A 26317-nucleotide genomic window follows, 5' to 3' on the forward strand; every position below is an offset into this window, starting at 1 on the left:
CACTATAGTGAGTTGAGTTAACTAAATAGTTCCCAAAAAGTTCAACTGTTATGTAGTGGTAGGATTTAGCCTTGGCTTAAAATCCAATAAGCTTCTTTAATAATCTCAGATAGACATATTAAGTTAAAATATAAATTTAGAAGCAGACATTTTTTGTGTAAAGATATTATGTAAATAAAGTAGGAATAAATGAAAAAAATTAAAGAATATATAAATAAACTAAGAAGTATTATTTTATATACATAATAATTATGAAATTACTCATTGGCTAGTTTACAAGAAAGAAGTCAAATAAAAAATAAATAAAACTGACTTAGTATTAGCTGGGATAGTGGGGAGACTTGTATAATACTCAATAGTCAAATCAGATTTGAAATAGAGTGTGCATATTATATATACTGTGAGAAATACCAGATATGATTATAATTTTGAATTAAAATAGATATATTTAGATAAAATTAAGAATTAATACCATATTTACGTCATCCAATATTAATACATAGTATAAATAAATCTATTAAAGACATACATAGATTATTTTAGGATATGAGGTTATAAGATAGAACAACATAGATGTTAGTGAATATCAAGTGAAATTAAGAAAAAAAATATGAATAAAATAACAATTTTACAACAAAAAAAGATAATATTAATTATAAGGAAATTAGTAACTTTATTTATTATGCAATAGTAATTTTTAATTTACGTGAATTAAATACTCATAGTATTCTTCATTATTAATTTAGAATTTATTTTAGAAGTAAGATTCTATTTTGTGTTTAAAGTGACTTATTCATAATTTGCAGTATAATTTTTGTTTGGAGTGATATAATGATTTATTTAGACTATGCAGCAACAAGTATCAAAAGAGAAGAAATACTAAGGGAGATTTTCGATAACAAGGAAGCCTTTGATGGTAATCCAGCATCCACCCACGCCAGTGGAAGACGTGCTAAGGCAATCCTTGAATCAAGTAGGGAGTCTATAGCAGACTCCATTGGGGCAGATCCTTCTAGGGTTATTTTTACATCTGGGGCTAGTGAATCAAATAATACTGTCCTAGCTAGTTTTAGGGGATCTAAGCTTATTACTAGTAATATAGAACATGATTCTATCTTAAATACTGTTGATAAAGAAAATACAATATTTTTAAAGGCTGATAAAGATGGGATGATAAGCCTTGAGGACTTGAAAGAGGCCTTATCTGAAGATGTCAAATTAGTAAGCTTGATGTATGTTAATAATGAAGTCGGTAGCATCCAAAGGGTAAAGGAAATAGGGGAATTTTTGGAGGATAAGGACCTCCACTTCCACATTGATGCAGTTCAAGCCTATGGGCATATTGATATAGATGTAGAAAAGATTAAGTGTGATTCCTTATCCCTATCAGGTCATAAGATTGGTGGACTTAATGGTTTTGGTATCCTATATTTACGAGATGACCTAGGAGCATTCATAAGGGGAGGCGAGCAAGAAAAGGACAGACGTGCAGGGACTTCTTATACCATGGGGGCTTATTCTATGGCAAGGGCCTTCGAAAAAACTAAGGCTGAAAGAGCTAAGATTAAGGAAGTTAAAGAATATTTTATAGAAAGGCTTAAAAAGACTGGGATTGATTTTGAAGTTAATGGAAAGCTAGAAAATGCTAGTGATCATATCCTTAACTTATATTTTCCTGCTTTCAGGTCTGATTTTCTTTTGACCTACCTTGATATGCATGGAGTATGTGCATCAGCAGGATCAGCTTGTAGGGCAGGGAGTCTTGAACCAAGTAAGACTATCATGAGTATGTATGATGAATACAGGGCCCTTCATTCGATTAGATTTTCATTTGGCTTTACCAATACTAAGGAAGATATTGATAAATTAATAGAGATACTAGAGGAGGTGAAAAAATGAAAGATAAGAAAGATACAAAAGTCGTAGTAGGTATATCTGGTGGGGTCGACTCATCTGTCGCAGCCCTATTATTAAAGAAAGAAGGCTATGATGTTGTAGGAATCTTTATGAAAAATTGGGATGATACAGACGATAATGGAGTATGCACTCAAGAGATAGACTACGAAGATGCAGTGAGAGTTGCCAATCAAATTGGTATTCCCTACTATTCTATAAACTTTGAGAAGGAATATTATGATAGGGTCTTTACTTATTTTTTGGATGAATACAAAAAGGGAAGGACTCCAAACCCTGACGTAATGTGTAACAAGGAAATTAAATTTAGAGCCTTCCTAGACTTTGCTAGAAACCTAGGGGCTGACTACCTTGCGACAGGCCACTATGCCAGAGTCGATAGATCAGATCCAGATAATGTAAAGATGCTTAGGGGAGTAGATTCTAATAAAGACCAAACCTACTTCCTATCCCAACTTAGCCAGGAGCAAATAAAGGACGTCCTATTTCCAGTTGGAGATTTGACCAAACAAGAGGTAAGAGAGATAGCTCACAAGTATAAGCTAGCTACAGCTGACAAAAAGGATTCTACTGGTATTTGCTTTATAGGGGAAAGGGACTTCAACGAATTTCTATCCAACTACCTACCTGCGAGACCAGGAAAGATAGTTGATAGCGAAGGTAATATCATGGGCGAGCACAATGGACTCATGTTTCATACCATAGGTCAAAGAAGAGGCCTTGGTATAGGTGGAGAAGGCGAGGCATGGTTTGTATGTGGTAAGGACCTAGATAAAAACGAACTTATAGTTTGTCAGGGCAAGAACAATCCTCTACTTTTCTCAAACAAACTCTATGGTAGCGAGCTTTCACATTTTTCTGCAAATGACCTAGCAGAAGAATTTGATTGCACAGCTAAGTTTAGATATAGACAAGCCGACATCAAGGCCCATGTCAAGCTCCTTGGAGATGGAAAGGTCGAAGTTACCTATGATAGTACAAAGGCCGTAACCCCAGGTCAGGCAGCAGTATTTTATCAAGGAGAAGTATGCCTCGGCTCTGCCATAATTGATGAAGTATACAATGATGACAAAAAATTAAAGTTATAAAAGAAAACCAGAGTATTAATAAGCTCTGGTTTTTTAGCGATTTAAACTTATATTAAATTTTACTTATAAGTTTATTTCCAAAAGTATTGGAGTATGGTCTTGCCTATCTCCTGAATCAATCATATCAGACCTAACTATTCTTTCTTTTAACCTATCAGACACCAAGAAATAGTCAATTCTCCAGCCAGAATTATTTATCTTAGAAGTCTTAACCCTTTGGGCCCACCAGGTGTACTTGCCTACTGCGTCAGGATTTAAGTACCTAAAGGTATCGACAAAGCCTCTATCCAAGAGATTTGTAAAACCTTGGCGTTCTTCGTCAGTAAAACCTGCTGACATATGGTTATTATCTGGATGAGCTAGGTCAATCTCCTCATGGGCAACATTAAAATCTCCTGCTGCTATGACAGGTTTATTAGTATCAAGATTAGATAGGTAATCCCCGTAGACCTTATCCCATACTTGTCTATCGTCTAGTCTCTTCAAACTATTGCCGGCATTAGGTGTATAGACATGGGTAAAGTAAAAATCCTCAAACTCCAGGGTGATTATCCTTCCTTCAAGATCCATAGTGTCAGGTGCTCCTATTTTTGGAAAATCAACCTCCACATCAAGCCCTTTTTTGTACAAGGTCATGGTACCAGCATAAGACTTCTTGGCTCCCTCTTGGCTAGATAGCCAGTAGTAGTCATAGTCTGGGAAATATTCAGCTAGCTTTTCCTTATGCTTTTTGCTAGGACCACCATAGGGAAGTTTAGTTTCTTGGATGGCTATAACATCGGCATCTTCCCTTGCTATAGTATCAAGAACTAGTCTACTCATTATAGCCCTGTTAGAATCAGATGTTAGGGCAGCATTTAAAGAATCTATGTTCCATGAAATAAATTTCATTATTATCCTCCATAATTATAATTATCTTTATAATTAATATACAACTTTAAGGTCATAAATGAAAATAAAGGAAATTCAAAAACTCATTAATTACCAATAAGAAGTTGATGATTTTAATAAGAAAAGTTTAATAAATATATAAAAAATACTATATAGAAATAATTAAATATGTGCATTGATATAAATAAATCTCAAGAAAATAATAAATACTTTACCTTTACCAAGAAAAAATACAGGGCATTCGATATATTGAATATAACATTTAAAATAGCTCCTATTCAATTTATACTTTTGATGTTTCTAACAATAGTTGATGGAATTATTCCGTCAGCTCTATTGGCTCTTGGCACAGGGAAATTTGTCGATACTGCAACAGCAATTTTTTATGGATTTTTGCCATATAATAAAATTTATTTTCCCTTGATTTTACTTATTGTAATTTTAGGACTTACCAGGCTAGTATCTGGTATATATTTTCTATTAGAATCAAATATCGGGATTTTGTTAGAAAGAAATTTGAGTCCTCCTATTGTTGAAGTTCAGGCAAAATTAAAATATGATTACATTGAAGATCCAAAATGTCAAGAAATTATGGATATAACTGCTGATGAGATGGAAGAAACATTTATTGATGGTATCGATTCTTACCTTAGTATAATTAGCAGCTTTATAGGAATAAGCTCTCTTTTTGTTATTTTAGCAAATTTTGCTTTGACTTCTGCAATTCTAATAGCCTTTGCTTCCATTCCTTTAGTAATTGTTTCTCTATGGGCAGGCAAGAAAAATTATAGGGCAAAAGTTGACGCTAGGAAATACGAACGCCGTTATAGTTATTATTCAGATGAAGTCTTGTGTAATAGAGAGGCTGTAAAAGAGAAAACACTTTTTTCCTATGCAGATGAATTGACAAAATCTTATTATGATAACTTTACGAAGGCTAGTAAGTCTCAATTATCTGTACTTTTTAAAACAAGGCTTGCAACAAAGGCAACTAGCATAAGTCTATTAATAATAGCTATGCTTATAGCTTATACAATGATAGATGAAGTTATTTTACATATAATTACACCGGGTACTTTTATTGGTATTATCACAGCCTTTATAGGAGTCTCAAATACTTTGGGCGGAAAACTTCAGGAGGCTACTAAAAATATTGGTGAAGCTAAAGAATATATGGCTGATTTATCTAAACTCTTATCAATAGAAAGTGTAGAGGGAGCTACAGATGAACCAGCCAATACACCAATATACTTTAATAAAATTGAATTTAGAAATGTAAGTTTTTCTTATCCTGCTTCTCCTAACTTGGTCTTAAAAGCTTTATCATTCGTTCTTGAAAAAGGCAAACACTATGCCTTTGTAGGTGCAAATGGAGCAGGCAAAAGTACTGTAACCAAACTACTAACAGGACTTTATGATTCTTACCAAGGAGAAATCTTGATAGATGGTAAAGACATTCGTACTTTCTCACAATCCCAATTGAAGGCTCTATTTTCGGTCTTGTACCAGGATTTTTATCATTACCAAATACCATTAAAGGATAATCTAATTTTGGGAAATAGACCTAGGCTAAGTGATGAGCTGATAGACTTAGCCCTCGATGCAACAGATCTAGAAGAAGTGGTAAATAGTTTATCTTTGGGAATAGATAACCCCCTAGGAAGGATACATAAAAACGGAGTAGACTTGTCAATGGGCCAATGGCAAAAAATTGCAATAGCGAGGTCCCTATTAAGTAATGCACCTATTATAATAATGGATGAGCCTACTTCAGCCTTAGATCCTATCACAGAAAGTAACTTATATATTCAATTTAAAAAGCTCATGATAGGTAGAACTTCTATCTTTATTAGCCATAGGTTAGCTTCGACGAAATTAGCTGATGAAATATTTGTATTTGATGGCGGTCGAATTATCGAAAAAGGTGGCTACCAAGAACTTATGAAAAAAGACGGTGTGTATGCTAAAATGTTTAGAGAACAAAGCAGGCGGTATAAGTATGAATAAATCGTATTTATCAATAATTGTTAGAAATAGCAAGGAATACTTTAAAAAATCTGGACTGTGGGGAGTATTGGAACAATTAATAGCTGTATTACTTGCCCTAGCTATGGTAGGAGAAGTTATAGTCACAAAAAGACTTTTTGATAGTATAACTAATATTACTAATTTCTCAGTAATAGCCAATTATTTAATACTACTTATAAGTCTTCTTATAGTAGAGCATTTACTAAGTTTTTTAAGTCAATACTACCTCAGTAAGATTTCCTATACTAATATGGGAAAATTTATGGTCGAATTTCAGAAAAAACTTTCCCGTTTACCTTCAATATATTTTGAGGATGCTGAATTTTTGGATAAAGTAACCAAGGTAAAAGACTGTTTGGAATACGAAAGTCTAGGTCACTTTGCTTCTATTTGCCTTAAAATGATAAGTCATTATTCGGTATATTTACTAGCAATAGCTGGTTTTTTGATATATACATCACCATTGCTGGTAATAATATTATTACTTAGCTTTATACCTGCTATTTTGGCACAAATAATTAAAGGAAAATATTATATTGACTTAGATGAGGAACTAGCTCCTTATAAAAGGCAATGCGATTCTTATAAGAAAAGTATAAATTCTATCGAATCTTTTAAGGAAACTAGGATGCTTGGAGCCTATCATTATTTTTTTAATCTCTTTAACAATTCATTATATATAGTAAGCGAAAAAAGACGGAGGATCGAAAGAAAAACAGCTTATATAGAAATAGGTCTTAATTGTATTGTTTTCCTAGGACTGGGTATTTCTACCTATATTTTATTTAGTCAATTGATGACAGGAATCATAAGTATCGGCATGTTTTCTGCTCTTTTTGTAACTTTATCAGACCTGTTTAATATAATGGATGAAATCATATCTTATAATATGGGAGATGGTAGTGAAGTTATAGGACAAGTAGCATCGTTTTATAATTTGATGGATATGGAGGAAGTAAAGGAGGATGATCAAAGTCCTAATTTTGCTAAGGGGATAGAAGCAAAAAATATATTCTTCAGATACCCTGGTAGGGATACTAATGCCCTATCTGACCTATCACTAAAAATAAACAAGGGAGAAACCCTTGCCATAGTTGGAGAAAATGGAAGTGGTAAATCTACCCTAGTAAATAACCTGATAGGAATTTATAGTCCATACGAGGGGTTTGTAAAAATTGGTGGACTTTCATATAAAGGGAATTTAACTAGGACTAATTTTAAAAATATATCGGCTGTTTTCCAGGACTTTCAAAAGTACAAATTGACACTAGTAGAAAATATTATTATAAGCTCTACAAAAGATAAAAACAAGTTTGATTTAATTCCTGCTTTGTTAGATGAAGTAGGCTTTGACCATCCAAGCGCAAAGCTTGATACTATCCTTTCACCAGAATTTGGAGGAATAGATATATCCATAGGTCAATGGCAAAGACTTGCCATAGCAAGGGGACTGTATCGACCTAATGAATTTATAATCTTAGATGAGCCTACAGCATCTATTGACCCAATAGAGGAATCCAAAATATTTGAAAACTTTGAGAATATTGTAGCTAATCGAACTGCAATTATTATAACCCACAGGATGGCTTCAGCAAAATTCGCTGATAGGATTATTGTTATGGATGACGGAAAAATTGTAGAAAGTGGTAGGCACGATGAGCTAATGAAGGCTAAGGGAAAATATTACACTATGTGGCAGGCTCAAGCTAAGTGGTATCAAGATTATTAATCTTTGCCGATAAAAAATACGATTTGTGATATAATTAATCTATGATATTGATAGGAGATGAAGTAATTAGAATTGATAAGTTTATATCTGACGAATTTGAGGAGATACCTCGTGAGAAGGTTAAGGACTTTATCAAGGATAAGAAAATAAAAGTAAATAATAAGGCAGTTAAACCTTCTTTCAAGTTAGATCTTGGAGATGAAATCGAGATAGATGATGAATTGTTTGAAAGAGTTGAAATAAAGGCAGAGGATATTGACTTAAACATAGTCTACGAAAATGATGACTATGCCATTATTGATAAGGACTCAAATCTTATAGTCCACCCAGCAGGCAAAATTGTAACTGGGACTCTGGTCAATGGGCTTTTGTACAAGTATGGAGAAGAGGGTCTTTCCCATATAGGAGGAGAAGATAGACCAGGGATTGTCCATAGGCTTGATAAGGATACGACAGGTCTTATGGTTATTAGCAAAAATAATGAGTCCTACAAGTACTTTAAAAAACTTTTTGAAACAAGACAGGTTGACAAGTATTACTATGCCATAGTCTTTGGCAATTTTGACAAGAAAGAAGGGACCATAAGGACCTATATGGGAAGGGATAGCCACAATAGACGAAAGATGGCAGTTATAAATTCTGGCAGAGAGGCTATTAGCAAGTATGAGGTCATAAGAGAAGTGGAGGGATATTCCCTCGTAAAAATCAAGATCGAAACAGGCAGGACCCACCAGATTAGGGTCCATATGACCCATATCAACCATCCCCTCCTCGGAGATCCAGTCTATGGCAATGTTCGCCACAAGTTTAACCTAGACCACCAACTTCTCCATTGTAGCAAGCTAGCCTTTACAGATAAAGACGGAGCTAGGAGGGAATATTTTGCTTATCCCCACCAAGAATTTTTAAAATATCAAAAAATATTAGGATTAGGTGACAAAGATGTATTCAAAAACTAACACGACTAGCCTTATAGGCCTTGATGGAAAGCTTGTAGAAGTAGAAAGCGATATAACTAGTGGCTTGCCAACTTTTTCCATAGTAGGACTTCCAGATTCATCCATTAAAGAGAGCAAGGAAAGGGTAAGGGTCGCCCTCATTAACTCTGGCTACAAGTTTCCTGCTGGTAGGATTACCATAAACCTATCACCAGCAGACCTCAAAAAGGAAGGTACTCAGCTAGACCTACCAATTCTTATTAGCCTCCTTGCATCCATGGGGGTCATAACCTATGACTATGGGGAGTATATCTTCCTTGGGGAGCTATCCCTTGATGGGAGGATTTTGCCAGTAAAGGGAGCCTTGGCCATGGTAATATCTATGAGAGAGCTAGGCTTTAAGAAATTTATCATATCAGATGGCAACAAGGACGAGTGCGCCATAATAAAGGATGTGGAAATCTATCCTTTTGAAAATATAAATGATCTGGTAGGATTTCTTAATAAGGAAAAGGAAGTAAGACCCTACCAATTAGACCTAAGCAAAATCCATAAGCAAAGAAGCTTTGACTACGATTTTATAGACCTAAAGGGCCAAGAAAACCTAAAAAGAGCTCTTCAAATAGCAGCCGCAGGAGGCCACAACCTCCTTATGATAGGCCCACCAGGCTCAGGTAAGACCTTTGCAGCCAAACACCTGCCTACAATCCTACCCGATATGACCTTCGATGAAAAAGTAGAAGTAACCAAAATCTACTCCATAATGGGCAAACTCGAAAGCGGTACACTAGTAGAAGAAAGGCCCTTTAGAGGACCCCACCACACTGCAAGCGAAGTATCCCTCATAGGGGGAGGTCAAGGAGTCCCTAGTCCAGGAGAAATAACCCTCGCCCACAAGGGAGTCCTCTTCCTAGACGAATTTCCAGAATACAAGAAAAACGTAATCGAAGCCCTAAGAGAACCCCTAGAAAATAAAATCATAAACATAGCTAGGGCACAAGCAAGTGTAAGCTACCCTGCTGACTTTATCCTAATAGCAGCAATGAACCCTTGTCCATGTGGAAATTTCGGTAATCCCAACAAAGAATGTACCTGCTCTATTAACGAAATTAGAAGGTACCTTGGCAAAATTTCTTCACCAATCCTTGATAGGATCGACATCCACATAGAAATAAAGCCAGTCAATTATAATGAACTAAGAGAAAAAAAAGATTCTAAATCATCGGCCACCCTAAAAGAAGAAGTAACTAGAGCTTGCAAGATCCAAGAGGAAAGATATAAGGACGAAAAAATAACAAGAAATGGTGAGCTTACTAGCAAACTAATGGGCAAATACATTAAGCTCTCAGATCCAGTAGAAAAAATCGGGAAGCTAGCCTTCGAGAAGTACAAATTTTCAGTAAGGTCCTACAACAAAATCCTAAAAATGGCAAGAACTATAGCCGACCTAGAAGCAAGCCCAGACATCAAAGAAAACCACCTCCTAGAGGCCATAAGATACAGGACACTAGACGATAAATATTGGAATGTATAAAATTATAATTAAAACTACTAGACAAACATGTAGTATTGATTATTAAACAAACAACTTATGGAGAAGAGCTTTTTTGAAATCCTTTAAGTCCTCCAAATATCTCTCCTCACCTTCGATTAGCCCATCAAGAGTTTTGAAAAAGTTCCCGATCTTTTTTTGCTCCAGGAGGGTGGGGAGGAGGATTTTAATATTAAGTAATTGTTTTCTAGAAATGTTATATCTTGATATGCCTTGTGCTAAAATTTTTATTTGTTTTCTAGATGACTCATTTTATAATTGATAAGCAATATATTAATTGTCTAATTTTATATTGGGTCTAAATCCAAAACAAAAACTATTTAAATAAGTATTAATGGTATCAAAATTCCTTACTGAAAACATTCCGACTTCATTAGGAGTTTCTGAATAAGAATTAAAAAAATATCTCCTTTTTTTTACTATATTTTGATTTTTATCAATTTTACTTGGCCTAATTTGCTTATATCTGTAATGGGGTTGGTTAATACATTTGAAAACTCAACAAATTTATCATCTCCAATACGAAAACATCTTTAGTTTTTCCAGATAAATCACTGTATGTTTCTCCTATATTACCTAATATTATTTTTTCCCACTCCCAATCAAAGCCCTTAATTCTTACATCCAGTATTTTTTCTCCATGATTGCCTACCTTTTTATTCGCTTATATAAAGTGAATAGGATTTTTCTATTTATTTCAAAATTTTTTGATTAAGGGCTATTAATAAGGAGGATTTCTTATGGGTAGTATTTTATATATTTTCTAGTCTAAAATCCACTACTAGTGTATCTCTTCAAGCACTTTATCCAGATAAATATACTTAAGGCGAAGAAGATTAACGAATAGAAGATAGTAAATAACAAACTGCCTATATTGAATGCAGTGTATCCTCTAAGGTATATCAAACTCGGATAGTATGATGCGAATCCTATGGGAAGAATTACCGTAAAGATAAATCTAAAGAAGTCGTTATATATAGTCAAGGGGTATTTGGCAAATTCATTCATCTGAATGGTAAAATTCGTTATATCGGCATTATTAATTGTAAAAAAGGATATTGTCGATAGGAGTATTGATATACCTGCATATATAAAGGAAGTAATTATCCGTAGGAAGGGCAAGAGCAAGAGTAGGGGTGTGAATAATTCCAGTCTTACTATTGCTATAAGGCTTATTACTATACCCAAGATAAGTTGACTCCGTCCGTCATCATCAAAGCCCTCTATTAAAATTAAGAATAAGGGATTGTAGGGTTTAGTTAGGAATCTGTCGAATTCTCCGGTTTTTATATAGGAGGGAATTGTTAAGGTATTTATAAAGAATGAGTGCCATATACCGAATGATGCTGTGCTGAATCCGTAGAGAAAAAGCATTTCATTAAAGGTCCGCCCCTTTATATCGCTAACCAAACTAAATAATATCAAAAGGATTGAAAAATTAATTAATGTTTTTACCAGCATGGCAATAATTCCTATTATAAAGTCAAAATTGTAAGCCATCAAAGATTTAATATTTAATTTAAACATAGATTTATAGAGCCTTATATATTTATTCAATTTCATATCAACCTCCTTGAACTGTAAGTTTCCTCAATAATTTATTGAATAGAAACCTGTATATAGTATATAAGATTATAATATTTACCAGAAGTAAAATTACCGATTTTAAAAAATAAGTTCCTTCACCCAACAAGGTTATTATAGGTATATTATAAAAATATTTGAAGGGAAGAAGATTTGATATCTTATATAAAAAATCGGGATATACTTGTATTGGTATAACTCTACCTGATAATAGTAAAAGTAGAGCATATTTTAAGTTTTGTATACCCCAAGTACTGATAGTATAGAAACTTAAAATTCCGAAGAATATTTCAAATATAAAATAGTAAATATAGGTTAGACCTGTTATTATAATAAATTGAACCAAGTTTGGCAAAGTTACATCAATGCCTACAAATATTCCCAATAGGTAAAAGGGTATGTTTAAAATTACAAGTCTGAACAGACTTTTCCCTAAGCCTTGGTAGAATAATTGCTCTATAAAAGAAAAAGGTCTCAATAGAGTAAGTATTATATCACCCTTTTTTACGGAAATTCCTATCTCTTGACTTACTTGGGTAGGGTAAATATTTTCAATAATTGTTGAAATGATAATATAAGTAAACATTTGTTCAAAGCCTAATAAACCGATATTGTTGCCAGCATATATAGCCTTCCATATGAAATATTGAATTGTTATAAATAACAGATCGCTTATTATTTTTACTATGTTGGCTTCTTTATATACTTGATTAGTCAAAAATCCAATTTTGATAAGTCTTTTTCTAATTCTATTTTTGCCATTGATTATTTTAGAATTCGTCATTTTTCTCTCCAAGGAAGTACTTTAAAGAATCTTTAAAACTAATATTGGCAAACTTAATGGAATCTATGGACGAAGCCAAATCATCGTATATATTTTTTACTAACTCCGACCTATCTTTTATATTCGATATGTCAATAATTGCTTTATTATTGTCGAAAGATAAGTCAAGATCCTTAGCTAAAAGTTTGCTTTTTATATTCTCATCAATTTTTTCGAAGTAAACTTCAAGTTTTTCTATATTATATATTTGTGAGATATGCTCTTTATTGCTATCATTTATAACTTTTCCATGATGTAAGATAATTACCCTGTCGCAGATTCTCTCTATATCCTCAAAATCATGAGTTGTTAAAATAATAGTAGTCTTACCTTTTATAGTATTCAAAAAATCAAGGATGGAATCTTTTGTCAATATATCTAAACCTATGGTCGGCTCATCAAGGAATACAATTTGTGGATTGTACAAAAAGGCACTTATTAGCTCCGCTTTCATCCTTTGACCAAGGCTAAGGGTTCTAACAGGATTGTTAATAAAATTTTTGACATCCAATATGTCGGTTAAATAATCAAGCCTTGATTTAAAATCTTCATCACTTACATCATACATATCTTTTATTATATAATAAGATTCCATAGGAGATACATCCCGTCTTAGATTGGATCTTTGGCCGAAAACAGTAGAAATTTTTTTGTTATTGATTTCTCTTTTTTCAAAAGGATCATTGCCGAAGACTCTTACAGATCCTGAACTAGGGGATAAGATACCTGTCATCATCTTGATTAGGGTACTTTTACCTGCTCCATTTAATCCGATAAGACCAACGGTTTCACCACTATTTATTTTAAAGGATACGGAATCAACAGATGTAACAATCTGTTTTTGGGATTTAAATTTAAAATAATCGATGAATGACTTGTTTTTATTGACTTTAAATTGCTTAGTGAGATTATTTGTTTCAATTAAGGCCATTATATTTTAAATTCCTTTCTTATAATTTTAGTTTTTGCTACCTTTTATTTGATTTTAATTGAGTAATAATATTCCATTAATTTATTAATTATAAATTTCCGATGTTCTCTAGATATGATAGATATAATTTTATATTTTCATAGAAATTTTAGCAATAACCACTATTAAGGTTTCCATTAAAAGTATAACTTTTATATACGCAACCAGTTCCACAAATATATTTATACTTGCAATTTATACATTTCTCTATATTGTTTACATCATGGTTGTTCCGAATTTTAATCTTATCAGTATCAATTGTATGATTTTTGCAAATTTACTTTATTTTTATTATTTTCCATCAAATTCATCTCCTATAATTCCATATCAACGAGTATATTTATTATATATCATATAATTAATTACATGTCAATATATATTTTGATGTTATTTATTTAAAGTAGCAATTTAAAAAATTCTCCAAAGTTGAATTGGAGTATAATATTAGATAAAGGAAGGTATTATGAAGATTATTATTTCACCAGCAAAAAGGTTTAAACATTTTGATGATACAGAGACTCAGGCTTTGATTTTTCCTGATAAGACCAAGGCCTTGGTTGAGAAGATTTCTAAGCTGAGTATGAATGAGATTGGGAATTTGAATAAGACTAATGATGAGTTAACTGAGAAGGCTTATTTTGACTTTAAGGATTTTGATTTTGATGATCTTAATAATCCAGCTCTTTTTTCTTATGATGGTTTGGTTTTCAAGCAATTTAATATGAAAGACTTTAATGATATGGATTATTTGAATGACCATGTTTATATAATTTCTGCCCTATATGGGATTTTGAAGCCCTTTACAGGTATTCGTGATTATAGGCTATATTTTAATAATGACCGCTACGACCTTTATAAGTTCTGGGGGTCTGATATTTATGATGAGCTTTTTAAGGATAATGATTTGGTTATTAATCTTGCATCCAAGGAGTATTCTAAGACTATAAGACCTTATTTAAAGGAAGGGGATAGCTTTGTTACTATTGATTTTAAGGATGAACGAAATGGTAAGGTCAGATCAATTGTTTCCTACGCCAAACAAATGAGGGGTAGGATGCTAAAGAAGCTTATCCAAGAAAAAATTGATAGGCTAGATGATATCAAAGCTATCGAAATGGATGGGTATAAGTACGACAATGTCCTCAGTAAGAAGGATAATTTGGTCTTTGTAAGGAGAGAAAGTTGAGGCTCCTGCACCTATCTGACCTTCATATCGGAAAGACCCTGGGGGCCTATGACTTATTAGAAGACCAAATGCATGCCCTAGAGCAAATCTTGTCTATCATAGAGTCAAGGGATGTAGACCTTGTAATGATAGCTGGGGATATTTTTGATACATCTATTCCTAGCTCTGAGGCCCTAGACCTTTATTCTTATTTTATAGAAAGAATCGTATTTGACCTCAATAAGAAGGTTCTAGCTATTCCTGGTAACCACGATTCTAGTAAGAGGCTTGATATTAATAGGAAATTTTATAGGTCTAATAATTATTATTTGGTGGGAGACCTCGATGTGAAGCCAATAAGCTATAGCGATGACTTGGGTCCTATAAATTTCTACCTGATTCCCTTTGTGTCTATTAATAGAGCTAAGGCAGAGATTGACGATTCTATAGAGGATTTTTCTGATATTTACAGGAGACTTTTGGAAAATATAGATTATAAGGGTCGTAATGTCCTTATTACCCATTGCTATGCTGCTGACCTTTGTGGAAATCTCGGAGAAGAGGCCTACAATGATGATCAAAAACCCCTAAGTGTCGGTGGTTCTGACTTTATGGATGTAGACTTGTTTAGGAATTTTGATTATGTTGCCCTAGGTCACTTGCACAGGGCCCACTTTGTCAAGGAAGAAAAGATTAGGTATGCCGGTACTTTTATGAAGTATTCTTTCGATGAAATTAAGACAAGAAAGTCGGTTACCCTGGTTAATCTTGGGGAGAGCCTTGAGCTAGAAAAAATTGAGATAAGCCCCCTACGTGATCTAGAGATTAGGGAAGGGTTTTTTGAGGAAATTCTAAGGGGAGAGCCTTCAGATGCCTATATCAAATTTTTAATAAAGGATGATTTTACCATAGAAAATGCCATGGCCAAGCTAAGGACTAAGTTCCCCCATGCAGTATCGCTAAGCTATGTCAACAAGGGGGCCTTGAGTAAAAACTTTGAAGAGATAGACATTGACCTTGAGAATAAGGACTTGATTGACTTGTTTAAGGACTTTTATTCTTATAAGATGGATGAAGATTTATCCAAGGGGGACCTAGAAATATTGAGGAGGATAGCTGATGAGACCTTCTAAGCTAACCATGCGTGGCTTCATTACCTACAAGGATGAAGTTAGTATAGATTTTGAAAAGCTTTACAAAAAGAAAATATTTTTGATTTCGGGAGATACTGGTTCAGGAAAGACTACCATCTTTGATGCCATAAACTATGCCCTATATGGGGTATCATCCAGGGGAATTGATAATTTGAGGAGTGATTTTCTTACAGAAGATGACCCCTACACCTATGTTAATCTGGACTTTGTAGTTGGGGATAGGTCCTATAGGATAGAGAGGATTCCAAGGCAAAGGGCCAAAAAGACCAAGAAGGCTCAAAATATCAGTAATAGTGTTGCCCTTTTTGATACCACGCAAGAAAAGAAACTTTTATCTGAAAAGGCCAAGGATACAGATAAGCAAATCAAAAAAATAATAGGCCTTGACCAAAAGCAATTTTCCAAGGTCATGCTCCTAGCCCAAGGTGAATTTCAAGAGTTTCTCAAGGCGTCATCCAAGGACAAGGCGACCCTTTTGGGAGACATCTTCAAAACCTATGAATACAAGGACTTCGAAAATAGGATAAAGGATTACGCTAAGGAAGCCATAACAAAGGCAGAATTTATTGATACTAAGCTAGAAGATATCTTGATCAATAACGAAGATTTGAAAACTTTGATTGATAAGGACCTAATATTAACCCATGACTTTGATGAGATTTTGGCAAGGCTAAGGGGTAAAAATAAGGACCTGGGTGAAAGCTATAAGGTCACCAAGGAAAGATTAGTAGAAAAGGAAAAAAATCTGGTAGACCTCTATGAGAAATTAAATAAGGGCAAGAGCCTCAATGAATCAATAAAGATCCTAGAGGAAATCGAAAATGACCTAGTCAGGCAAAGGCAAAAAGAAGCTTCCTATAAGGAATTACGTATTGAGCTGGACCTAGCCCAAAAGGCGTCAAATATAGAGATCTATGAGAATAGGCTAAGGTCAAATACCAAGGACCTAGAAGAAGAGAAGACCTTCTTAGAAAAATTAAAGGAAGATATCAAAATCAAGGACATTGCTTTTAGGGAAATAAAAGAGGCCTTCGAAAATAAGAAAGACCTAGAAAAAAGCCTAGAAGCAACTAAGGATAAGGGCAAGGACTTACGAAAACAAATCATAGATTTTAATAACTTCAAGCAAAGCGAGAAGGCCTACAAGGATCTTGAAGGTCAAAGGGATGACTATAATAAGGTTCTAAAGGAAGAAAATGACCTTAATAAAGCCAAAGAAGAGCTTATCAAAGAAAGAACCCTAGTAGATGAGCTAATCTTCTCCATAAGGGATAAGGAAAGTATCCTAAGAGAAAATCTTGATAGGTCAAAAAATAACTTAAAAGACCTAAAAGACCTTTACCAAAGGGCAAGGGATTTAAATAAACTAGAAGCAGATATAAAAGCCCTTAGTGATAGTAAAAAGTTCCTTGCGAAAAAGGAAAAGTTAGCCCTAAAGAACCTTGATCAAATTCAGCTAAATACCTACATAGATAGGCTTAATGAAAGTGGAATTTGTCCTGTATGTGGGAGCTATCATGAGGAGAAATTTCCAAAATACCAAATAGAAAATTATGATATAGATGATATTAGAAAAAATATGGCAGATCTCACTTCGAGGATTGAATACAAAAATGACAAGGCAGGAGAGATTAGCCAAAGCCTAAAAGAAGAATTTAGCCTAGAGCTTTTGGAGGAGAAGATCAAGAAAACTTCATCTGATATAGAAAAGTATCAAGAAAATTTAAGACTCTTAGCTAAAAAAATCGAAGAGAAGAAAAAAGCAAGAATCAACTTGGTAGAAGATATAGATAAGCTTTCCGAAAAAATCGAAGTTAAAAAGCAAGCAATCAATTCTCTTGACCAAAAGCTCAGTAGGTCCAAGGAAATAGAAGCCACCTACCTTGCTCAGAAGGATATCTTCCTAGACTTTGATGAGGAGAGAAAAAATTCTGAGATAGAAAAACTAAGAGATATCTATAAAAAAGATAGGGAAAGGCTTGAAGAGATAAATAAGTCCTATACCAAAGGCCTAGTCGAGATAAATAATCTAAGTCAAAATATAGCCAACAGCCAAAGGCAAATCGAAAACCTAGAAGAAAAAGATAGGGCTTACAAGGGTGAATTCGAGGAGAAATTGGCCCAAGTCTTCGAAAACTATGGCCTATACAAGTCTGCCAAGGAAAATATGGCAAGACTTAGCCCTAGAAAAGATGAAATAGAAGGATACTTTAAAAATTTAGAAAGACTACTTACTAGGCTTGATACCTACAAGGACTTTAGGGGAAAAAGCCCAGTCGACCTTATAAAGATTGAAGAGATGATAGGAAGTACCCAAAGGGAAAAAGAAAGACTATCAGAAGATATCAAGGAAATCTACCTGGGTCTTAGTCTTTATGAAAAAACTATCTCATCGGTAGAAGATTTAGAAGAAAGCTTTGCTGCCAATACCAGGGAGGCAGACGATCTAGCTAGACTTTCTAAGGTGGCAGATGGGTCTTATGGAAAGGTAGCTGGAAGGGAGAAGATAGACTTCGAGTCTTTTGTCTTGACCTATTACTTTGATAAGGTCCTAAGCTATGGAAATGCAAGGCTTCTTACCATGACTGACAATCAATTTACTATGGTTAGGTCTAGCAACAATTCTGACCAGAGGTCAAAGTCTGGTCTAGATATCGAAATCCTAGATGCCAATACAGGAAAGCTCAGACCAGTCGAGACCCTATCAGGAGGGGAGACCTTCCTGGCATCTCTAAGTCTTGCCCTAGGTTTATCTGATGAGATAAGTGCCTCAAATGGAGGAATAAAGATGGGCACCCTCTTTATAGATGAGGGTTTTGGAACTCTTTCCAAGGATTATTTGGTAAATGTAATCAAGGCCATCGAAAAATTGTCCAATGAAAATAAGCTCGTAGGTCTTATCTCTCACGTGGATGACCTAAAGGATGCCATAGATGCCAAGGTACTAGTTAGTTATGATCCATCCTATGGAAGTAAAGTAGAGGTTTTAGCATGATAAATACAATTATTTCAAAAAATCCAGACCAAATTTCAAATTATATCTACAAGGAAATAGAAAAGGACCTAAAAGCCCATAAGAAGGCGATTTTACTAGTGCCAGAACAATACACCCTCGAAAGTGATATTAATTTCATTGAAAATATCGGCTTTGATGCTGTAATGGATGCCAAGGTCTTATCCTTTTCTTCCCTAAAATCTATGATTTTTAGAAAGATAGGTCTAGAAGAGAAAGACTTCTTGTCCAAGCAAGGAAAAATTATGGTTATTACTAGCCTTTTACAAGACTTAAACGATGAACTTGCCCTTTTTAAGAACAAGGCTTCCAATATAGACTTTGTAAATTCTATCAGCGATTTGATAGGAAGCTTTAAGGACAATAATTTTAACCAAGAATTTTTTGCTAGGGTAGAAGAAAGCGAAGACGAGCTAACCAAAATTAAGTTTAGGGAGCTCAAGCTAATATTAGATGCCTATGAGCAGACTCTAGGCGATAAGTTTGTCGATAATGAAGATAGTCTGGCCTTTCTTAGTGAAAATATAAAAGCTTGCGACTTTCTGAAGGATGTTAATTTTTACTTTGATAAGTTCGATTCCCTATCAGACCTAAAGGCAGATTTTGTAGGGGCCTTACTTGATAATAAAAATAAAATTACCTTTGGTATAACTCTTGATTATGCTTTTATAGAAAATCCTATCCTATCCGACAAGGAATACTTTGATTCATCAATAAGGCTTTATAATAAGCTTAGGACCTTGGATACTTGTAAGGACATATTTTTGGAAGATAAGGAAGTAGAAAGCGACCTAGGCCACCTTGCTCTTAACTTCGAATCCTACAATCCTCAAAAATATGAAGGAGAGATTGAGAATATAAGGTTTATCGAAGCCCCATCTACCGTAGATGAGGTAGAAAGTCTTGCTATCATTATAAATGTCCTCATCAAAAAATATGGCCTTCGCTATAAGGATATAGGGGTCTATATAAGTGATGAGGAAGAATTCCAAAATGAGCTTTCTAAGATCTTTAATAGGTATGACTTTCCTTATTTTATGGATAGGGAGAGGAAGCTTTCCGATAACCACATCATAAAGACCTTTACTGCCATTCTAAGACTTGCCCTCTATAAGTTTAATGAAGATGACCTAAGCTTTGTACTAAGGTCAAATATCTTTACCTTTGGGGAAGATTTTGAGGCGAGGGCTATTAATTTTGATAATTTTATTAGAAATCGCAAGATAAAGGGGGAGATGGTCTTTGATGATAAGTACTTTGAGATGGATGAGGACTTCTATAGAAATATCTACAAGGATGATCCAAGGGGTCAGATAAAATTTGAAGAGAAGGTTAAAGAATACGAGGATATAAGGGCCATAAGGGCAAGGCTTTTGGACTTATTAGCTCCAATCCTTGGTATAGGAGAGGCTCCTGCAAGGGAGATTGTAGGGAAAATATATGAAGTTATAGACAATGATGCTATCAAGTCTGGAATAAGAGCCTATCAAAATATTTTACAAGAAATAGGGGACTTGGATGACTTCAAGGAAAATGACCAGGTTTGGGATAAGTTTGTCGGAATCCTTGAAGAAATTAACAAGATTATGGGGGATCGAAAGACTAGTCTTTCGAGGATATATGACTTACTTTCATCAAGCTTAAAGGATATTTCTATTGGAATAATCCCACCAAGCAAAGACCACATCCTTGTGACAAGCCTCTCTAGGTCAAGGATTGCCAAGAGAAAGGTCAACTTTGTCCTAGGCCTAAATGATGTATTTTTCCCTAAGGGCTCTAAAAATAATCTCATAATAGGAGAAGATAACCTAGACTCCCTAAGAAAGATGGGACTTGATCTCAAAGTTTTTGATGAGGACCTAGAAGAGCGTGAAAAGCTAAGCCTCTATAGACTTATAACTATGTCAGAGAAGCTCTTTTTATCTTTTAGCCTAGCCAACAAGGAGGGTGAAAAGATTAATAAATCCATGGTCTTAACAGCTATTATGAAAATTTTTGGAGATGATAAGGCCAGGGTCGCTGACTATGCTATGATTTATCCTAATAAGCTAAAATACTCTAGCATAAAGTATAGTTTTAGCAAGGTTCAAGAATATGCTCTGAATATTATAAGGGATATAAGTCAAAAAATAGAAGTCAGTCCAAAGGAAAAAGACCTTGCCAAGGCCTTCCTATTCTACTTGGAAGCAAAGGAGAGGGCAGAACTTATCAAAAAAGCCTTGGTCTATACCAATGATAAGAAAAACTTGTCCGTGGATAATAGAAATAGCCTATATAAGAAAAACCACTTCAATATTTCTGAGATTGAAACTTATTCAAGGTGTCCCTACAGGTATTTTATATCCTACGGAATAAGGCCAAATATAGAAGAACCCTACGAAATAGAAAGCCTTGAAGTAGGTAACATAGTCCATAAGCTAATGGAAGATATAAGTAGCCAAATCAGTAAGGGAGAGATAAAAGATCTTAGCAAGGAAGAATTTGAAGAGCTCCTCCTAGAAAAATTTAAAAAGGCCACTTCGGAGAACTTGGATAAGACTCGTATATCTTCCTCTAGGAATAAATTTGTCCTAGAAAATGTCTACGATTCGACCAAGAATAATGCTCAAAAATTGATTGATCAAATGAAAAATAGCGATTTTAAGATATATGCTGTAGAAGAAGACTTTGGATATGATGATTCATCTAGGCTTGATAAGGTCTTTGTCGATGATATCAACTACCTAAGAGGGAGGATCGATAGGATAGATAAGGATAAGGAATATGTTAGGGTGATAGACTATAAGACTGGCAATAAGGAATTTAAAATAGTAAACCTCCTAAATGGCATAGACCTTCAACTTTTGATATATATGATGGCAATAGGAGATAAGAAGGAAGAAATGATTCCTATAGGGGCCTTTTATATGCCCCTTGCTGATGAGTTAGTTAGCCTAAAAGAAGCTTACAACCAAGAATCCATAGAAGATAATAAGGCAAATAAGTTTAAAATGTCGGGCATCATAGTTGATATAGATGGGGCAAGTAAGCTTTTAGATAAAAATGCTGATGATTTAGAAAATTCCACTATAATAGATGGGAAAAAAAGTGCGGAGCTTACAGAAAGAGAAGTAAGGCTCCTAGAAAATTTTGCCAAGAGAACTATATCAAAATTTATAAGAGATATCAAAGGTGGCTCTATCAAAATAGTTCCCTTAGCATATGATCAAAATTCCAATGAATGCCAATATTGTAGCTATAGGGGGATATGTAAAATCGACTACACCATAGACCAACTAAGGTATAGGATCTTTGATAAGGATAAGAGCATAGATGGACTAGAAGGGGAGGATAATGATGGAATTTACTAAAGACCAAGAACTTGCTATAGATACTAGGGGTAAAAATATAATAGTTTCTGCAGCAGCAGGATCTGGTAAGACTTCTGTCCTAGTAGAGAGAATTTTGAGATTAGTAATAGATGACAAAGAAGACATAAGATCCTTCATAATAGTAACCTTCACCAACAAGGCCGCAATCGAGATGAAAGATAGGATAAGGTCAGGACTTGAGAAAAAGCTAAGGGAATCCAAGAAAGATTTTAAATTTATAAGGGATCAGATAAAGGGGCTAAGGTCTGCCCACATCCAAACCCTCCATAGTTTCTGTGCTGATATGCTTAGGGAAAATTTCTATTTCTTTGATGACCTATCTCCAAACTTTAAGGTAATAAGTGATAAGATGACTACAATTTTAAAAACTAGGGCCATGGACTTTGTCTTTGATAGGGCCTATGAAAAGATGGATGATAGTTTCAAGAAATTCCTCCATTCCTTTGGTTCATCTAAAAATGACAAGGGGGCAAGGGAGGTTATCCTAAAGACCTATGTCAAATCTAAGGGGCAGATTGATCCTATGGGCTGGCTTGAGGATGCTACAAGCAAGGGCCTTAACTTTGACTTGTTTAAAAAGAGCTTAAGTCAAGAGCTTAGTCAAATTGAAGCCATGTCCTTAAATAATATTAACCTAGCCAAGGACAATGAAATGTCAGATAAGCTCTTAGGCATAGTCAATGAGGATTATGATATAGTTCGTGGATTCATAGCCGATTACAATAAGGACTGGGATGGCTTTATAAAAAAAATTTTCAAGGTTACATTTCCTAGGATAGGCAAATTAAAGAGTGATGATAAGGCTGTTTATGAAAGAATAAAGGCAGATCGTGATGCCTACAAGGATAGAATTAAAACTATAGGCAAGGTAATAAAAAATTCTGACAGTCAAACCCTAGCCAAGTTTTCAGACCTTGAAAAAGAGCTTTTGGCAGAGATAAGGCTCCTAGTTACAAACTTTGCTTTGACTTATACAAGGCTTAAGGAAGAAAAATCTTATATGGACTTTGACGACCTAGAACATAAGTTTATAGACCTACTTAAGATAGATGAGGCAAGGGAGAAACTTAGGGGGAGGTTTAACCATATTTTCTTTGATGAGTACCAAGATTCTAACGAAATCCAAAACTTCATAATCGAAAGCCTTAAATCTTCTAATAACTTGTTCTTTGTAGGAGATGTTAAGCAATCTATCTATGGTTTTAGGAGGGCTGAGCCGAAGTTATTCTTAGAAAAGCTTGACTCCTACCAGGAAGATTCTGATTCAACTAGGATAGACCTAAACCAAAATTTTAGGTCAGAGAAGGATATATTAGATTTTGATAACTTTATCTTTGATAATCTTATGACCAAGGAATCTTCTGATATTGACTACAAGGATGGGGGTCACAGGCTAAATTTCACCAAAAATACCCAATCTTCCTACAAAAAGGTAAATGTTAGGGTCTTAGATAAAAAAATTAGAGAAGAAGACTACCTAGTCGAGCTAATAGAAGAAATAAGGTCCCTTGGTTTTGCCTACAAGGATATAGCCATCTTACTTAGGTCAGGGGCCAAGTCCTATATCTACGAAGAGGCCTTCAAAAAGGCAGGTCTTCCATTTTTTAATGACATATCCAAGGTCTCCTTTAGGGCAGTCGAGGTAGAATTTTTTATCAATATGCTAAAATACTTAGTAAATCCAAAGGATGACCTAGTTTTGCTATCAGTAATAAGGTCAGAAGTCTTTGGCTTTAGTGAGGATGATATAAGTGCAATCAAGCTTTCCGGAAAATTTACTAGCTTCGAAGAAGCCTTCTCTGCCTATGACAGGGCAGATGCTTTGGGTGAGAGGATAGGGGATTTTAAGTCGAACTTTAGGAACCTATCCTACCTCCTAACTATCAATACGCTCTATGACTTTGGGAACTTGCTCTTTGAAAGGTCAGGCCTTTATGAATTTCTCCTAGGTCGAGATAGGTCTAGCGATAGGATTGGCAATGTGAATGCCTTTATTGAAACCATGGGCGAATATGATAAGACCAACGACAATGGTCTCTATGGCTTCATATCCTATATAGAAACACTTTCTCTAAACCAAAGTGATAACATCCTTGAGGCAAGAGACTTATCAGCAAGTGAAGACCTGGTTAGGATAATGACCATCCACAAGTCCAAGGGCCTAGAATTTCCTGTAGCAATCCTAGCTGATAGTGCTAAGCAATTTAATAGGAAGCACTTAATGGAAAGTGTAGTTTTTGATGATGATATAGGACTTGGTATCAATATTTCAGATTACAGTAACAAGGTAAGATTTTCTTCACTAAGCAAAAACATCATCAGTGAGAAAATAACTATCGAAAATAAAAAAGAAGAGATGAGAATCCTCTATGTGGCCATGACTCGCCCAGAGACTATGCTCTTTATAACTGGGAATAAAAGTATGGCTACAGCTAAAAAGTTAAGGGCAAGGACTGACTTCCTAAATATGTCTTCCTACCTGGATTGGATATTGGCTATCCTATCTGGAGAAAAAATCGCAGATCAAATTTATGAAGAGGTCTATTCTGATAAACTGAGTGATATTGCAAGTCTTGACTTTGTAGATGAGGTTAAAGAGATTGATAAGTACGAAAAGGAAGACCTAGTGGATTTCTTAGAAGATAAGAAGGTAAATCCTAGCCTTTATAATGAAATAGAGGATCTATTTGATAGGGAATATCCCTTTGATGAAGATACTAGGAGTCTACTAAAGAGGTCAGTCACAGAAATTTCTAAGGATTTTGACCATAGGAGTTCGGGCTTTGAGCCCTTTGATGATAGGACCTACAAGGAAAAATCTGATTTTAGAAAGCCAAACTTCCTGGAAGAAGAAAAGACCTTCAAGGCTGTAGAAGTGGGATCTATTATCCATAGGGCCTTTGAAGTCCTAGACCTAAAAACTTATGACAAAGCTAGCCTAGAGAAGGCCTTAGAGGCTAGTGTAAGGAAAGGTCTAATGGATAAGGTTGACCTCAAGGTCTTAGACTATGACTTGCTCCTAGGCTTCTTTAACTCAAATATCTTACAAAATGCGCTTGCTTCATCAGTTTATATAAGAAAAGAAGAGTCCTTCCTCATGGTCTATGGGGACTCCTATATAAATGGACAGATAGATCTTTTGATAGAAAGGGAAGATGATGTAATCCTTATCGACTTTAAGACTGATAGGATAAAAAGAGAGGGACTCTATGATAGGCAGATCAAACTTTATAAGTCGGCTATCGAAAAGTCCCAAGCCAAGAAGGTAAGCCACTGCTTTATTTATTGGTATAACTTTAAAGAATTTGAAGAGATAATTTAATAAAAGCCACCATTGATATCAGCAATGTTGCCAGTTATATAGCTAGCTTCATCTGAAATCAAAAAGGCAAGAAGGTCTGCTACTTCGGAAGGTTTGGCAAATCTCCCGAGGGGCAGGTCTTTTTTTAACTCTACAAGCTCTTCACTATTAAAATCTCCCCTCATCATATCAGTATCGACGATGCCTGGTGCTATGGCGTTGACCCTGATACCAGATGGAGATAGCTCCTTTGATAGGGACTTGGTAAAGGCATTGATTCCACCCTTGGTTAGGGAATAGAGGCTCTCCATAGCAGCTCCCTCCTTACCCCAAATCGAAGAAATATTTATAATCACTCCATATTTTTGGCTAATCATAGGGGAAAGGGCCCTCTTTGTCGTAAGAAAGACTGACCTCAGATTACTTCCTACTATCCTTTCAAAATCTTCGCTAGATGTATCCTGGATTAGGGAAAAATGGGAAATACCTGCATTGTTAACGAGGACATCAATGGTCCCAAAATTCTTTTCTCCCAGGGAGAAGAGCCTCTCAACTTCTTCCTCTTTTGACACATCTGCTTTAACTGCTATTACATTTGGATTAATTTCTCTTAGCTCATCTAAGAGGCTTAGGGCTTTATCCTTGCTATGGTTATAATTAATTATAAGATTATAGGATCCTGCAAGGCGTCTTGCTATAGCCCTACCGATTCCCCTAGATGATCCTGTTATAAGTACTGTTTTCATATCCTTATTTTATCATAGAAAAATCCTGGTAGAAAGTTTATTTTTGGGTA

General features: G+C 34.9%; 16 protein-coding genes. 11 read left to right on the forward strand and 5 right to left on the reverse strand.

What is annotated here, in order from left to right; all coding sequences use genetic code 11:
- Nucleotides 1-831: 831 nt before the first annotated feature.
- The gene (locus tag MUN42_RS02900; RefSeq protein ID WP_243342834.1) at nucleotides 832-1899 is read left to right on the forward strand and encodes a cysteine desulfurase family protein; all 1068 of its coding nucleotides are present in this window, start codon (nucleotides 832-834) and stop codon (nucleotides 1897-1899) included.
- Nucleotides 1896-3002 (forward strand): tRNA 2-thiouridine(34) synthase MnmA, encoded by a 1107-nt coding sequence (gene mnmA / locus MUN42_RS02905; protein ID WP_243342835.1) that lies wholly within the window; start codon nucleotides 1896-1898, stop codon nucleotides 3000-3002. The genes MUN42_RS02900 and mnmA overlap by 4 nt, the downstream gene beginning before the upstream one ends.
- A gap of 63 nt (nucleotides 3003-3065) precedes the next feature.
- Here the strand turns inward: mnmA and MUN42_RS02910 are convergent, their stop codons facing one another.
- Nucleotides 3066-3893, reverse strand: coding sequence for an exodeoxyribonuclease III (locus tag MUN42_RS02910; RefSeq protein WP_243342836.1), 828 nt, complete (start codon nucleotides 3891-3893; stop codon nucleotides 3066-3068).
- A gap of 168 nt (nucleotides 3894-4061) precedes the next feature.
- Here MUN42_RS02910 and MUN42_RS02915 point away from each other — a divergent pair, with 168 nt between their 5' ends.
- Genes MUN42_RS02915 through MUN42_RS02930 form a run of 4 tightly spaced genes read left to right on the forward strand, consistent with a single transcriptional unit; the run spans nucleotide 4062 to nucleotide 10122 of the window.
- A complete protein-coding gene (locus MUN42_RS02915) occupies nucleotides 4062-5900 on the forward strand; it encodes an ABC transporter ATP-binding protein (protein WP_243342837.1) in 1839 nt (612 codons plus the stop codon).
- Nucleotides 5893-7650: an ABC transporter ATP-binding protein gene (locus MUN42_RS02920; RefSeq protein ID WP_243342838.1), complete on the forward strand. Its 1758-nt coding sequence runs from the start codon at nucleotides 5893-5895 to the stop codon at nucleotides 7648-7650. The genes MUN42_RS02915 and MUN42_RS02920 overlap by 8 nt, the downstream gene beginning before the upstream one ends.
- A 41-nt stretch (nucleotides 7651-7691) precedes the next feature.
- Complete coding sequence (locus MUN42_RS02925) at nucleotides 7692-8609, forward strand: RluA family pseudouridine synthase (protein WP_243342839.1); 918 nt, start codon at nucleotides 7692-7694, stop codon at nucleotides 8607-8609.
- A complete protein-coding gene (locus MUN42_RS02930; RefSeq protein WP_243342841.1) occupies nucleotides 8593-10122 on the forward strand; it encodes a YifB family Mg chelatase-like AAA ATPase in 1530 nt (509 codons plus the stop codon). Before MUN42_RS02925 ends, MUN42_RS02930 begins: the two co-directional genes overlap by 17 nt.
- 786 nt (nucleotides 10123-10908) lie before the next feature.
- On the opposite strand, the gene MUN42_RS02935 is transcribed toward MUN42_RS02930, so the two are convergent.
- From MUN42_RS02935 to MUN42_RS02945, 3 genes are read right to left on the reverse strand one after another with little or no spacing between them, the layout of a single operon-like run.
- The gene (locus MUN42_RS02935; RefSeq protein ID WP_243342843.1) at nucleotides 10909-11703 is read right to left on the reverse strand and encodes an ABC-2 family transporter protein; all 795 of its coding nucleotides are present in this window, start codon (nucleotides 11701-11703) and stop codon (nucleotides 10909-10911) included.
- A 1-nt stretch (nucleotide 11704) separates the two neighbouring features.
- A complete protein-coding gene (locus MUN42_RS02940; RefSeq protein ID WP_243342845.1) occupies nucleotides 11705-12508 on the reverse strand; it encodes an ABC-2 family transporter protein in 804 nt (267 codons plus the stop codon).
- Entirely contained in the window at nucleotides 12495-13478 is a 984-nt protein-coding gene (locus MUN42_RS02945) for an ATP-binding cassette domain-containing protein (protein WP_243342847.1), read from the reverse strand. The genes MUN42_RS02940 and MUN42_RS02945 overlap by 14 nt, the downstream gene beginning before the upstream one ends.
- A gap of 502 nt (nucleotides 13479-13980) precedes the next feature.
- On the opposite strand from MUN42_RS02945, the gene yaaA reads away from it, so the two are divergent.
- Genes yaaA through MUN42_RS02970 form a run of 5 tightly spaced genes read left to right on the forward strand, consistent with a single transcriptional unit; the run spans nucleotide 13981 to nucleotide 25542 of the window.
- Nucleotides 13981-14703, forward strand: coding sequence for a peroxide stress protein YaaA (yaaA, locus tag MUN42_RS02950; RefSeq protein WP_243342849.1), 723 nt, complete (start codon nucleotides 13981-13983; stop codon nucleotides 14701-14703).
- On the forward strand, nucleotides 14700-15815 hold the full coding sequence (locus MUN42_RS02955; RefSeq protein ID WP_243342851.1) for an exonuclease SbcCD subunit D: 1116 nt from the start codon (nucleotides 14700-14702) through the stop codon (nucleotides 15813-15815). Before yaaA ends, MUN42_RS02955 begins: the two co-directional genes overlap by 4 nt.
- Nucleotides 15802-18831, forward strand: coding sequence for an AAA family ATPase (locus MUN42_RS02960; RefSeq protein ID WP_243342852.1), 3030 nt, complete (start codon nucleotides 15802-15804; stop codon nucleotides 18829-18831). The genes MUN42_RS02955 and MUN42_RS02960 overlap by 14 nt, the downstream gene beginning before the upstream one ends.
- Complete coding sequence (locus tag MUN42_RS02965; protein ID WP_243342853.1) at nucleotides 18828-22199, forward strand: PD-(D/E)XK nuclease family protein; 3372 nt, start codon at nucleotides 18828-18830, stop codon at nucleotides 22197-22199. The genes MUN42_RS02960 and MUN42_RS02965 overlap by 4 nt, the downstream gene beginning before the upstream one ends.
- Complete coding sequence (locus MUN42_RS02970) at nucleotides 22186-25542, forward strand: UvrD-helicase domain-containing protein (protein ID WP_243342854.1); 3357 nt, start codon at nucleotides 22186-22188, stop codon at nucleotides 25540-25542. Before MUN42_RS02965 ends, MUN42_RS02970 begins: the two co-directional genes overlap by 14 nt.
- Here MUN42_RS02970 and fabG read toward each other — a convergent pair.
- Nucleotides 25539-26267 (reverse strand): 3-oxoacyl-ACP reductase FabG, encoded by a 729-nt coding sequence (gene fabG, locus MUN42_RS02975; protein WP_243342855.1) that lies wholly within the window; start codon nucleotides 26265-26267, stop codon nucleotides 25539-25541. The genes MUN42_RS02970 and fabG overlap by 4 nt on opposite strands.
- Nucleotides 26268-26317: the final 50 nt, after the last annotated feature.

The sequence above is a fragment of the Anaerococcus sp. AGMB09787 genome (assembly GCF_022808955.1).
In the GTDB taxonomy this organism is placed as follows: domain Bacteria; phylum Bacillota; class Clostridia; order Tissierellales; family Peptoniphilaceae; genus Anaerococcus.

Coding starts and splice junctions, on each gene's coding strand:
- MUN42_RS02900 (WP_243342834.1), top strand. CDS start 832: ATGATTTATTTAGACTATGCAGCAACAAGTATCAAAAGAGAAGAAATA.
- mnmA (WP_243342835.1), top strand. CDS start 1,896: ATGAAAGATAAGAAAGATACAAAAGTCGTAGTAGGTATATCTGGTGGG.
- MUN42_RS02910 (WP_243342836.1), bottom strand. CDS start 3,893: ATGAAATTTATTTCATGGAACATAGATTCTTTAAATGCTGCCCTAACA.
- MUN42_RS02915 (WP_243342837.1), top strand. CDS start 4,062: ATGTGCATTGATATAAATAAATCTCAAGAAAATAATAAATACTTTACC.
- MUN42_RS02920 (WP_243342838.1), top strand. CDS start 5,893: ATGAATAAATCGTATTTATCAATAATTGTTAGAAATAGCAAGGAATAC.
- MUN42_RS02925 (WP_243342839.1), top strand. CDS start 7,692: ATGATATTGATAGGAGATGAAGTAATTAGAATTGATAAGTTTATATCT.
- MUN42_RS02930 (WP_243342841.1), top strand. CDS start 8,593: ATGTATTCAAAAACTAACACGACTAGCCTTATAGGCCTTGATGGAAAG.
- MUN42_RS02935 (WP_243342843.1), bottom strand. CDS start 11,703: ATGAAATTGAATAAATATATAAGGCTCTATAAATCTATGTTTAAATTA.
- MUN42_RS02940 (WP_243342845.1), bottom strand. CDS start 12,508: ATGACGAATTCTAAAATAATCAATGGCAAAAATAGAATTAGAAAAAGA.
- MUN42_RS02945 (WP_243342847.1), bottom strand. CDS start 13,478: ATGGCCTTAATTGAAACAAATAATCTCACTAAGCAATTTAAAGTCAAT.
- yaaA (WP_243342849.1), top strand. CDS start 13,981: ATGAAGATTATTATTTCACCAGCAAAAAGGTTTAAACATTTTGATGAT.
- MUN42_RS02960 (WP_243342852.1), top strand. CDS start 15,802: ATGAGACCTTCTAAGCTAACCATGCGTGGCTTCATTACCTACAAGGAT.
- MUN42_RS02965 (WP_243342853.1), top strand. CDS start 18,828: ATGATAAATACAATTATTTCAAAAAATCCAGACCAAATTTCAAATTAT.
- MUN42_RS02970 (WP_243342854.1), top strand. CDS start 22,186: ATGGAATTTACTAAAGACCAAGAACTTGCTATAGATACTAGGGGTAAA.
- fabG (WP_243342855.1), bottom strand. CDS start 26,267: ATGAAAACAGTACTTATAACAGGATCATCTAGGGGAATCGGTAGGGCT.